Source organism: Arcobacter sp. s6 (genome assembly GCF_040884245.1).
Classification (GTDB): Bacteria; Campylobacterota; Campylobacteria; order Campylobacterales; family Arcobacteraceae; genus Aliarcobacter.
Genome location: NZ_JBEVTN010000021.1, coordinates 1 through 12,311, shown reverse-complemented (window position 1 = coordinate 12,311; position 12,311 = coordinate 1). Strand labels below are relative to the sequence as shown.

The 12,311-nt window shown below is 30.2% G+C and carries 13 protein-coding genes; all 13 read left to right on the top strand.

Annotation, left to right across the window (positions count from 1 at the left end):
• Positions 1-91 precede the first annotated feature (91 nt).
• Positions 92-304 (top strand): Tat pathway signal protein, encoded by a 213-nt coding sequence (locus ABVS04_RS13125; protein ID WP_368031210.1) that lies wholly within the window; start codon positions 92-94, stop codon positions 302-304.
• Between the two features lie 19 nt (positions 305-323).
• Positions 324-3,146 (top strand): formate dehydrogenase subunit alpha, encoded by a 2,823-nt coding sequence (locus ABVS04_RS13120; RefSeq protein ID WP_368031209.1) that lies wholly within the window; start codon positions 324-326, stop codon positions 3,144-3,146.
• 9 nt (positions 3,147-3,155) lie between these two features.
• A complete protein-coding gene (gene fdh3B / locus ABVS04_RS13115) occupies positions 3,156-3,770 on the top strand; it encodes a formate dehydrogenase FDH3 subunit beta (protein ID WP_368031208.1) in 615 nt (204 codons plus the stop codon).
• On the top strand, positions 3,760-4,728 hold the full coding sequence (locus tag ABVS04_RS13110) for a cytochrome b/b6 domain-containing protein (protein ID WP_368031207.1): 969 nt from the start codon (positions 3,760-3,762) through the stop codon (positions 4,726-4,728). Before fdh3B ends, ABVS04_RS13110 begins: the two co-directional genes overlap by 11 nt.
• Positions 4,729-4,803: 75 nt before the next feature.
• Positions 4,804-5,592 (top strand): formate dehydrogenase accessory sulfurtransferase FdhD, encoded by a 789-nt coding sequence (gene fdhD, locus ABVS04_RS13105; RefSeq protein ID WP_368031206.1) that lies wholly within the window; start codon positions 4,804-4,806, stop codon positions 5,590-5,592.
• Positions 5,585-6,013, top strand: a complete 429-nt coding sequence (locus ABVS04_RS13100; protein WP_368031205.1) for a ModE family transcriptional regulator — start codon at positions 5,585-5,587, stop codon at positions 6,011-6,013. Before fdhD ends, ABVS04_RS13100 begins: the two co-directional genes overlap by 8 nt.
• The gene (locus ABVS04_RS13095) at positions 5,997-6,368 is read left to right on the top strand and encodes a winged helix-turn-helix domain-containing protein (protein ID WP_368031203.1); all 372 of its coding nucleotides are present in this window, start codon (positions 5,997-5,999) and stop codon (positions 6,366-6,368) included. The genes ABVS04_RS13100 and ABVS04_RS13095 overlap by 17 nt, the downstream gene beginning before the upstream one ends.
• On the top strand, positions 6,361-7,353 hold the full coding sequence (locus tag ABVS04_RS13090) for a cysteine desulfurase (RefSeq protein ID WP_368031202.1): 993 nt from the start codon (positions 6,361-6,363) through the stop codon (positions 7,351-7,353). The genes ABVS04_RS13095 and ABVS04_RS13090 overlap by 8 nt, the downstream gene beginning before the upstream one ends.
• A complete protein-coding gene (locus ABVS04_RS13085; protein WP_368031201.1) occupies positions 7,354-8,601 on the top strand; it encodes a molybdopterin molybdotransferase MoeA in 1,248 nt (415 codons plus the stop codon).
• A gap of 18 nt (positions 8,602-8,619) precedes the next feature.
• Positions 8,620-9,435, top strand: a complete 816-nt coding sequence (locus ABVS04_RS13080) for a substrate-binding domain-containing protein (RefSeq protein WP_368031200.1) — start codon at positions 8,620-8,622, stop codon at positions 9,433-9,435.
• A 34-nt stretch (positions 9,436-9,469) separates the two neighbouring features.
• Positions 9,470-10,165, top strand: a complete 696-nt coding sequence (locus tag ABVS04_RS13075) for an ABC transporter permease (protein ID WP_368031199.1) — start codon at positions 9,470-9,472, stop codon at positions 10,163-10,165.
• The gene (locus ABVS04_RS13070) at positions 10,162-11,184 is read left to right on the top strand and encodes an energy-coupling factor ABC transporter ATP-binding protein (RefSeq protein ID WP_368031198.1); all 1,023 of its coding nucleotides are present in this window, start codon (positions 10,162-10,164) and stop codon (positions 11,182-11,184) included. Before ABVS04_RS13075 ends, ABVS04_RS13070 begins: the two co-directional genes overlap by 4 nt.
• Positions 11,185-11,282: 98 nt before the next feature.
• The gene (wtpA, locus tag ABVS04_RS13065) at positions 11,283-12,230 is read left to right on the top strand and encodes a tungstate ABC transporter substrate-binding protein WtpA (protein WP_368031196.1); all 948 of its coding nucleotides are present in this window, start codon (positions 11,283-11,285) and stop codon (positions 12,228-12,230) included.
• Positions 12,231-12,311 lie beyond the last annotated feature (81 nt).

Here is a 12,311-nt window from a genome sequence, read left to right as displayed (position 1 = left end):
AACTCTTTTTGGAGGTTTTATAAAGAAAGCTTAGCTTTTTTTATAAAGTCTCTTAAGATTAAGGGGCTCAATTTCTATAAGGAGGTCAGTCGTGCAAGAAAGCAGAAGAGAATTTGCAAAAAAAGCTGCAATGGTCGCTGCGGGAGCGGCAGTTGTTGGTGGTTCTAGTGTGTTGGCTAATAGTGGTGAATCATCTGTTCAAGGTGATAGCAATAATGGTGTTGTTTTAGGAAGCTCTAGAAAAAAAGAGATTCTATATAAAAAAACTGCTGCTTGGGAAGAATTCTACAAGAAAGCAAAATAAATTTTAGAAGGGGAATAGTATGTCAGCAAATACATATGAGTCTCTAAATGCAAAAGTAGGACGACGGTCATTTATGAAAATGGCTGCAGTTGCAACTGCATTTGGAGTTACATCATCTTTTGCAAGTACTACTGCTACTAGACAAGCTACTGTTGAAGAGATTAAAAATCCTTTTCCAGGTTCAAAAATGGTTAAATCTATTTGTACAGCATGTTCAGTTGGTTGTGGTGTTATTGCAGAAGTTCAAAATGGTGTGTGGGTAAGACAAGAAGTTGCTCAAGATCATCCTGTATCTCTTGGAGGTCACTGTTGTAAAGGTGCCGATATGATTGATATGGTTAGATCAGAAGTAAGACTTAAACATCCAATGGTTAAGAAAAATGGTCAATGGCAAAGAATTTCTTGGGATGAAGCATTAGATGGAATTGCATCTAAACTTGAAGATTTAAGAAAAACGTCAGGACCTGATTCAACAATGTTTTTAGGATCAGCAAAGTTTAATAATGAACAATCGTATTATTATAGAAAATTTGCATCAATGTTTGGAACTAATAATATAGATCACCAAGCTAGAATTTGACATAGCTCAACAGTTGCCGGTGTGGCAAGTACATGGGGTTATGGTGCTATGACAAATTCTTTAGGAGATATTCAAAATTCTAAAGCAATTATAATTTTTGGAGCAAATCCAGCTGTAAATCATCCAGTTGGTTTTCAACATTTCTTAAAAGCAAAAGAAAGAAATAATGCAAAAATTATTGTAATAGATCCTAGATTTACTAAAACTGCTGCAAAAGCAGATTTATATGCACAAATTAGACCAGGAACAGATATTCCATTTATGTATGGAATGTTAAATATTATTTTTGAAAATGGATGGCAGGATAAAAACTTTATTAGTGATAGAGTTTTTGGAATGGATCTAATTATGGAAGAGGCTAAAAATTGGCCTATTGAAAGAGTTGCTGATGTAACAGGTGTTAAAGCTGATTTGATTATGCAAATTACAAAATTATATTCAGCAGCAAGTCCAGGAACATTAATTTGGGCAATGGGATTAACGCAACATACAAATGGAACATCAAATACAAGAATGGCTCCGATCTTACAACTTGCTCTTGGAAACATGGGTGTTGAAGGTGGTGGAACTAATATTCTAAGAGGGCATGATAACGTTCAAGGTGCTACTGACTTTGGTTGTTTATCTGATTCACTTCCAGGATATTATGGTATCACAGATGGTGCGTGGAAATATTTTGCTTCATCATGGGGTGTTGATTATGAATGGCTAAAAGGTCGATTCAAAGATCAAACATGGATGGAGAAAAAAGGATTTACATTAGCTAGATGGTGGGCTGGAGTTTTAGGAGAAAATCCAGGAGAAGATGCTATTCATAATGCTGGAACGAGACTTAAAGCTTTATTTGTAATGGGTAATGGAATTACTTCAACTGCTCAAACGAAAAAAGTTAAAGAAGCATTAGACAATTTAGAATTAGCGGTATTCTGTGATCCTTTTGTTAATGAAGGTGCAATTTTAACAGATAAGCAAAATGATGTTTATATTTTACCAGCAGCAACTCAATTTGAAACAAGTGGTTCTGTAACTGCTACAAATAGATCTGCACAATGGAGATATGAAATTATTAAGCCTATGTATGAATCTAAAGCTGACCAAGACATTATGTTTGAATTAGCAAAAAGATTAGGATTCTATGATGAATTTATTGCTGGAATGGGTAAAGGAAAAGATTTCTCATGGCCTGAAGATGCAACAAATGAAATTTCAAGAATCATTAAAACTATTGGTTTGACTGGATGGACAGCTGATAGATTGAAAAAACATACAGATAATTGGCATATGTTTGATGAAGTAACTTTAAGTGGTTATGGAGAAATGACTGGTGAGTACTATGGTTTACCATGGCCTTGTTGGACAACTTCACACTCAGGAAGTCCCGTTCTATACAACATTAACAAGCCAGTTAAAGAAGGTGGTATGGGATTCAGAAATAACTTTGGTTTAGAAAAAGATGGTGTTGATTTACTTGCCGCTCGTGGAAGTGCACCAAAAGATTCAAAACTTAAAGATGGATATCCTGAAATTACTGCTGAAAACATTGAAGCTGTATTAGGTATTACATTAACAGAAGATGAAAAAGCAAAAATTGGTAAAAACTGGAAAGTTGATAAATCAAATATTATTGTTCAAAAATGTATGGAAGCCGGAATTGCTCCTTATGGAAATGCAAAAGCAAGAGCAAGAGTATGGGGATGGGCTGATGAGATTCCAAAACATAGGGAACCATTACATTCGCCAAGAACTGATTTAACGAAAGAATATCCAAGTTTTGCAGACAAACCAGATCACTGGAGAGTTGATACAAGATATGTTTCTGAGCAAAGTAAACAAGATTGGGCAAAAGATTTCCCAATTAACTTAGTTACAGGAAGACTTGTAAATATGAATGGTGCTGGTATGGAAAATAGAGCATCTAAATATCTTGCAAAATTAACACCTGAAATGTTCTGTGATATTAATCCAGATTTGGCAGGAAGATATGGTATTAGAGATGGTTCTATGATGTGGATTCATTCACCTCAAGGAACAAAAATTAAAGTAAAAGCACATTATTCTCATTCAGTTAGTCCTGATAGAATATTTATTCCAATTCACTTTGCAGGTGTATTAGAAGGTGAAAGTTTACTTCATAAATATCCTGATGGAACTGCTCCTTATGCGACAGGTGAAAGTGCAAATACTGTTACTAACTACGGTTATGACATTGTTACACAAATCCCTGAAACAAAAGGTGGATTATGTCAGATTTCAAGAGTGTAGGAGAGTAACATGAGTAATAATAATGTAGATTTCGCCAGAATGAAATTTTACTGCGATGAACACAGATGTATTCATTGTGATGGTTGTTCTGTTGCTTGTGCTGAAGCACATGAACTACCTGTTGAAATTTCTAGAAGAAAAGTTGTAACAGTTAATGAAGGTAAGCAAGGGATGGAGTTTTCTTTATCTGTTGCTTGTATGCATTGTACTGATGCACCTTGTGAACAAGTATGTCCTGTTGATTGTTTTTATATTAGACAAGATGGAATTGTTTTACATGATAAAGATAAATGTATTGGTTGTTCATATTGTTTATATGCTTGTCCATTTGGAGCTCCTCAGTTCCCAGCTAATGGTGCTTTTGGTACAAAAGGTGTAATGGATAAATGTACAATGTGTGCAGGTGGTCCAGATGATACAAATTCTGAACACGAAAGAGAACTTTATGGACAAAATAGAATCGCAGAAGGAAAAGTTCCTGTATGTGCTGCTATGTGTTCAACAAAAGCTTTATTAGTTGGAGATGCTGAATCAATTTCAAATATTTATAGAGAAAGAGTAATGTCATTTGGTCATGGTGTACAATCTATGCCTTATGGTTGGGATAAAGCGTATGGAAAATAAAAGTTTTCTAAGTGAATATAAGGCCTATTTTATTATAGGCTTCATATTCGTCCTTTTAACATATTGGTATTTCTGGTTAGCAACAATTGCTGATATAAATTATGTATATAAATTTTTATTACAAATGTTACAAGGTAATTTCACAGGTCAAGTTGTTCCATTTGAAAGTTTAACTCACTATCAACAGATGGAAGTTGGACTTTTTGGACCAAGATATGATGCAGTTGCCCCAGAAGTTATAAGAGCATTTGAAGAAAGACAACATTTACTACCTATAGTATTTACAGTTGAATTCTTCTTATTCTTAGCAATGTTTATTGTAGCAAAAGGAAGAAAACAAGCAAAAATTACAAGAGAAGACGATAAAGTTCAAGTATATTCAGTCTTTCAAAGACTTGTTATTTTACTAAATATTATCGTTATGATATATCTATTTATTACAGGTTTTTCAATTACATTTGGAAACTGGACAGGTGGTGGATATATCGCAAGATTAATGAGAGCAACACATGAAATAGTAGGTCTTGGATGGATGCCAATTTGGTTTATTATGACTATAATTGCTTTTAAAGACCATAAGTTTTTTATAAGACCTAGTTCTAAAATATGGAATAAAATTTTCTTAAGAGGAAAGTATGGTCATATGGATAGAATTAATTATTATATGTATGTTGCTTTTGGTTCATTATTAGTATTAAGTGGATTTGTAATTTGGTATATGTTTCCAAATGCTGCAACACATGCTGAAACAATACAGATAAAAAGATTTATTTTGTTTATACATTTCATGGGTAGTGCGATTATTTCGTTTTTTACTTTTGAAACAGTTTACTCATACTTTGTATCTGTAAAAGGTTATATTCCAGGTGTAATAACTGGTAAATTGCCTCTTGAATATCTAGAACAATTAAGACCCGACGTTCTAGAAGAAGACAAAGATTTATTAAAAAAAGATTAGTAATTAGGCTAAATTAGCCTTTTTACTTTTCTTTATATATTATAATATGCAGAATTTGCATATTTAAGGAAAGATATGGACAACGCCAAATATTTAAAAACAATAGTAATAGACAAACTTATAGAAAATGAAGCAACTGTGTACGAAGACGTGACCATTGATGAATCACGTTTAAATCTATTTTTAAATGGTGAAAAAGCTATATCAATGATGTGTATTCCCATGGACCAGGATGCACATGCAATTGGTTTTTTAATGAGTGAAAATGTAATTACATCTATTGATGACATTGAAGAACTAATCGTTAGTGAAGATGGATTAAGAGTAGATGTAAAAGCAAAAATTGATGAAAATTCCCTACAAAATTTGTATAAAGAAAAAACACTTGTAAGTGGTTGTGGTGGAGGAATCACTGGAAATATAGAAGGAAGTTTAGAAATACCATTTAATCAAACTGCTTTTAAAGTTAAACCCGAAACTATTTCAGATGAAATTAAAATATTTTATCGTGAAAGTGAACTTTATAACCTAACAGGTTGTGTTCATAAAGCAATGGTATATTTATTAGATGGAACAACAGTGACAGCTGAAGATATAGGAAGACATAATGCAATTGATAAGGCAGTTGGAAAGTGTAAAATAAAAAGACTTGATACTACTAAATCAATACTATTTGTAAGTGGAAGATTAAGTTCTGAAATGGTTACAAAAGCTGTTATGCATAGAATTCCTATTATAGTTTCAAGAACTGCTCCAACGTATTTAGGTGTCCAAACGGCACATAAACATGGAATTACTCTTATTGGCTTTGCAAGAGGAAGAAAAATGAATCTATATACACATGGTGGAAGAATAGATGTCTAGTATTGATGATAATTTAAAAATAGAACTAGATAAAGTTCAAAAAGATTTACTTATGACAAATTTAGATGAAGAGGGGAAACTCTCTTGTCTAAAAGCTTTTAAAGTTGCTAGATTAATTGGTAAAAAACCAAAAGAGATGAGTGCAATAACAAAAAGCTTAGGTATAAAAATTACAAACTGTGAGTTGGGTGTTTTTGGAAAATTAAAGTTCCAAGATCCAAATATTCAAGTTTATAATAAACTAAAACAAAACTATATGGGGCATAAAACTTTAGAATGTAAAGTATTATGGGATGAAGCTCAAAATTCAACACTGCGAACAGTAGGTTCTACTGTTAAAAATTCTGATATTGAAGTTGTTCACTGTCAATTAGGATGTTTTAGAGAAAAAAAAGGTCATAAAAATGGAAATAAAAGTTAAGGTTTGGATAGAAGATGAAAATAGAAATCTTATTTTTGGAAGTGGAAAAACTGAGATTTTAAATCAAATTGACCAAACAGGATCAATTGCAAAAGCTGCACAAAATGTTGGAATGAATTATAAAAAAGCTTGGAGTCATATAAAAATACTTGAAGAATACATTGAAGATGATTTAGTTTTAACAAAAAAAGGTCGAGCTCAAGATAGTGGGAGTAAATTAACTTTAAAAGCAAAAGAGTTGATGAAGCTTTATAAAACACTTGATGCAGATATAAAAGAATATTCTCAAAAAAGGTTTAAAGAACTTTTTTTAGATAGGGAATCAAATATAGTAAAGGAAAGTAAAAATGTATAAACTTAATATTTTGCAATATAATAATATGCAAAATTTGCATATTAAAGATGACATGTCTTTAAATATTCTAAGTAATAATGAAGAGTATAACAAAACTGAAAAAGAGTTCAAAGAAAAATATTCATTTGGAAACATTAATAGTTTTTCTTTTTCTAAAAGCGGATTCTTATCTTTATTATTAGAATTGAATAAAAAAGGCAAAATTGCAATTAGTGTAGGTGAAACACAGAGTTTAATAGATGCTGCAATTCTTTTTGAAGAGTTGGGATTTGAAATAATTTGGATTGATTTATTAAAAGATGGAAATGTAAATATTCAAAAATTAGAAGATTTAGAAATGGATTTTATTTTTATATCTTCTTATGTTATGGATACTTTTGTAAAAACATCAATAGAAAATATAAAAAAATCAACAAATGCAAAAATTATTTCAAATGCCAGCGCACATTTTGATAAAAATAGTGACGTAATTTATTTTGATCCATATAAACTAACGGGATACTCTTTTCATGGTTTAATTCTTTTTAATGGAGATTTATTTGAAGAACAAGTAATCTCAAACAAAGATGGAATTGCACTTTTTAATATTTTTGAAGCTTTAAAAATTCAAAAATTTGAAATATCAATAAAAGATAAATTTATAGAAAAATTAAAAGATGAGCTAAAAGATGATATTTATTTTTTCGTTGATAATACTCAAACATTACCTTATACTCTTCATTTTGCATTAAAAAATATTAAAGCAAGAGAACTTATAAGAACACTTGCTTTAGATGAAATATATATTACAAATGGAGAAGGATGTTCTCTTGGACTGTCAAAACCTTCAAGAATTATTCAAGCTATGGATTATGATGAAACTACTAGTAGAAACTCTATATCTTTAACATTTACTCAAAAATTAGAAGAGATAGAAATAGAGAAAATTGTAAATAAAATTGCAAAAAAATATAAACAAATAAAAGTTTTAAATCAAGGAAATTAAATGGCCGAAAAAATGAATTTTTTAGATTTTAAAGATGCAGTAAAAAAGAGTTTGGAATTAGCAATTCCCACAACTTTCACTGAGATTATTTCTATTAGTGAAGCTATTGGAAGAATTATTGCGAAAGATGTTGTGTGTGTAAAAAATCTTCCTTCTTTTAATAATTCTGCAATGGATGGTTTTGCTTTTAAATTTGAAGATGCGGGGAAGACTTTAAATATAAATAAAACTATATTTGCAGGAGACAAAGGTGAAAAAGTAAAAGAATCACTTTGGGATAATGAGTGTTATAAAATCATGACAGGAGCAAAAGTTCCTTCTGATGCTGATACTATTGTTCCTATTGAAAACTGTTTTGATCTTACTTCTACTACAGTTCGAATTCCTAATGATATAAAAAAAGGTGCGAACCTAAGATTAAAAGGAGAAGAGCAAAAGCAAGGTAATATTCTTTTTAGAAAAGGTGAGCAAATTAACTCATCTCATATTACTCTTTTAGCTTCTCAAGGTTTGGTTATGGTTGAAGTTTATAAAAAAATTTCAATAGCTGTTTTATCAACTGGAAATGAAATTAAAGAACCATGGGAAAATGCGGATGAAGAAGAAATTTACAATTGTAATTCATTTGCTTTAATTTCACAATTAAAAGAAAAAGGTTTTGAGGCAACTTATTGTGGAGTAATTCCAGATAATCTCGAAGATTCAAAAAACTACATAAAAACTTTGAAAAACTATGATGTGATTATTACAAGTGGTGGTATTTCTATGGGAGATGCTGATTTTGTAGGAGAGGCATTTTTACAAAATGGTTTAAAAACAGCTTTTCATGGAGTGAATATAAAACCAGGTCGTCCTATTATGATGGGAACTATGGATAAATCGCTTGTAATTTGTCTTCCTGGAAATCCATTAACTGCAATGGTTAATATTTATTTATTTGCAATTCCTATTTTAAATAAAATTCAAGGAAATGAAAATATTTACCATGAAACGGCATTTGCTATGAATTATGAACAATTTAAAACAAAAGCGGGACGAGTAAATATCGTCCTTGGTAAACTTAAAAATGGAGGTTTTAAAGTAACTAGAAACAATAAATATGGATCAGGGATGATAACAGCTTTATATGAGAGTAATTCTATTCTTGTAACAAAAGAGAGTACATCATCTATAGAAGTGGGGCAAGAGGTGTATGTTATTAGCTTTAATAACATATCAACAACACAAGAAACAAATATATTTAATTAATAAAAGGGAAAATATAAAATGATTAAAAAAGCTTTATTATCAGTAGGATTATCTACACTATTAGCTATGAGTTTATCAGCTGATTCTTTAATGATGGCAACAACAACAAGTACTGATGACACTGGATTATTAGATTATTTAGCACCACAGTTTGAAAAAGAAACAGGAACTAATCTTAAATGGGTAGCAACAGGAACTGGAAAAGCACTTAAAATGGGTGAAAATTGTGATGTTGATGTTTTATTAGTTCATGCACCTGCATCAGAGAAAAAATTTGTTGAAAATGGTTTTGGAGTTGATAGAAAAGAAGTTATGTATAATGATTTCATTATTGTAGGACCAATATCAGATCCTGCACATGTGTCTGGAAAAGGTACAGTTGAAGCTTTAAAAACAATCAAAGATGCAAAAGCTAATTTTTTCTCAAGGGGAGATGATTCAGGAACACATAAAAAAGAACTTTCTTTATGGGAAAATGCAACTAAAGTTCTTCCTGAAGCTGATTCTTGGTATGTTCAAACAGGTCAAGGTATGTTAGTTACTATTAATATGGCCGCTGAAAAAAATGGATATACAATGACAGATAGAGGTACTTGGATTAAATATGAAGCTCAAAAAGGTGCTGATAATAAAATGAAAATTGTAGTTGAAAAAGATAAAACATTATTTAACCAATATAGTGTTATTCCAATCAATAAAGATAAATGTCCAAATGTAAAATCTGAATTAGCAGCAAGTTTTAGTGATTGGTTAGTAAAAGATGAAACACAAAAATTCATTGGTGATTTTAAATTATTAGATAAAACATTATTTACACCAAACGCAAGTAAATAAATAAAAATTTTAAAGATTAGGGTTAGTTTATAGAATGAATCTTTTTACAGATGGCTTCAATGAAGCGATAGAACTTCTTACTTCAGGAAATGAGAGTGTATACTCAGCAATTAGTGTAACAGTTACTGTTTCTTCATTGTCATTATTAATTAGTTTAATAATAGGGCTACCCTTGGGTTTTTTACTTGGATATTATAACTTTCCAGGTAAAACAATTGTTCGTACAATTGTTGATACTTTTTTAGCTCTTCCAACGGTTGTAATTGGATTGATTGCATATACAATGCTTTCACAGGTAGGACCTTTGGGAGAGTATAATTTACTTTTTTCTCAACAAGCTATAGTTATGGGTCAGATTGTTTTAGGATTACCTATTATTATTGCCTTAACTGCTACCCAAGTAGAAGCTGTTGATAAAAGATTATATACATCTTTAAAAGGCTTAGGAGCAAGTTCTTATCAAATTTTAGTTGGTACTTTAATTGAAGCTAGATTTGGTCTTATGACAGCTGCTATGACTGCTTATGGAAGAATTATCACAGAAGTTGGTATATCTATGATGGTTGGTGGAAATATAAAATACCATACAAGAACAATTACCACTGCAATTGCTCTAGAAACAGGAAAAGGTGAATTTGTGACAGGTATTGCTCTTGGTTTAGTTTTATTTGCAGTTGCTTTGATGGTTAATATTGCTTTATCTGTATTGAAAAGGAAATGGAATCAATGAGTAACTTATATGAACTAAATAATATAGAACAATATTATGATGGTAAAAAAATACTTAGTGTTGATGCACTGTGCTTAGAAGAAAATCAAATTATTGGTTTTTTTGGACCTAATGGTAGTGGGAAGTCTACACTTTTTTCATTACTCTCTTTTATTTGTAAACCAACAAGGGGTGAAATATTATTTAATGGTATTTGCAATAAAAAAATTGATTTAGAAACAAAACAGAGTGTGGTAATAGTTCCTCAAAATCCATATCTTTTAAAAAGAACAGTATTTGACAATATTGCTTATGGATTAAGCTTGCGAAATAATACTGATAATTTAAAAGAAAAAGTTCAAGAAGCATTAACCTTAGTAGGTCTAGATACAAGTTTTGCAAATAGAAAATGGAGTCAACTCTCAGGTGGAGAAGCGCAAAGAGTAGCTCTTGCAGCAAGATTGATATTAAAGCCAAAAGTATTAATTTTGGATGAGCCAACAGCGGGGGTTGATACAAATTCAGCTCAGCTTATAAAAGAAGCAATATTAACAGCAAAACAAAAATATAATACAACTATTTTTATTTCAAGCCATGATCATAATTGGTTAAATCATATCTGTGATAGAAGAATCGCTTTATTTCAAGGAAATCTTGTAGAAAATTCTAGTGTAAATCTTCTTTTTGCTCCATGGGAAAAAAATAAAGAAGGAAATCTAGTAAAAGTTTTTTCAGATGGTCAAAGATTAACTATTCCAAATAGTGAAGTAAAGAAAAGAGATTCAGTCATGATGATAAATACTGAACATATTGATATTTGTAGAAAAGATTGTGATGAAATGCAAAATGAAAATACACTTGTAGCAACTATTTGTTCTATATATCAACAAACAAATGAGAGTCACCTATTAATAGAATTTTCTATAGGTAGTATGAGTTTTAATTGTAAAATTACAAGGGAAGATATGCAAAAACAATCACTACTTCCAGGGGATAAAATTTTTGTAAATATAAATCTTTCTGGTGTTTGTTGGATTTAAAGATTTAAATGATTAAAAAAGCAATTTAAGAGATTGTTTTTTTAATATTTTATAATATGCAAATTTTGCATATTATAAAATATTACATAGGAAAAGAGATGAAAAAGAAATTATTTATACTAGGATTAATAGGTTCAACACTATTAGCAAAAGAAACTATAACTGTTTTTCAAGCAGGTTCTTTAAAAGTTCCTTTTGGAGAAATCGAAAAAGCTTTTGAAGCAAAATATCCTCAATATGATGTTGTTGTAGAATCTTCAGGTTCAATTGAAGCAGCTAAAAAGATTACAGAAGGAAATAGAAATGCTGATGTTTTAGCAAGTGCTGATTATAAAGTAATAGATAACTTACTTATTCCAAGATATGCAAAATTTAATGCTCAATTTTCTACTAATGAAATGGTAATTGCATTCACTAAAAATGCTAAATATTCAGATGAAATAAATAGTAAAAATTGGCCAGAGATTTTTTTGAAAGAAGATGTTAAAATTGGACACTCTAACCCAAATATGGATCCATGTGGTTACAGAGCAATGTTAGTTACTAAACTTGCAGAAGATTATTATAAAATACCAAATCTTTATAATAAATTATTTTCATATGGAGATTCTTATACTATAGGTGAAGAAAATCAAAATAAAGTTATTGTAAGACCTGCAGAATCCGAATTATTGAAACTTCTTGAAGAAAATAAATATGATTACTTATATATTTATAAATCAGTTGCACAACAACATAATTTAAAATATATAACCTTACCTAAAGAAATCTCATTAAAAGATAACGAATTTTCTGAATTTTATAAAACAGTTTCATTTAATATCGATGGTAAAGAATCAAACTCTTTTACAACCAAAAAAGGTGATTCAATGATTTATGGTATTACAATTATTGAAAATGAAAAATTACCATTAGCCAAAGAAGGTGCAGTTAAATTTGTAAATTTTGTATTATCTCAAGAAGGACAAGATATTATGATTAAAAATGGTCAAGGGGTAATTAATCCTACTATTTTTACAGGAAATAATTCTATTCTTTTTAAATAATTATTCTCAACTTTCGCACATAAAACCTAATTGTTTTTTAGTGTAAACTCTGAGCATATGAATGATTTGTTCTAAATCTTT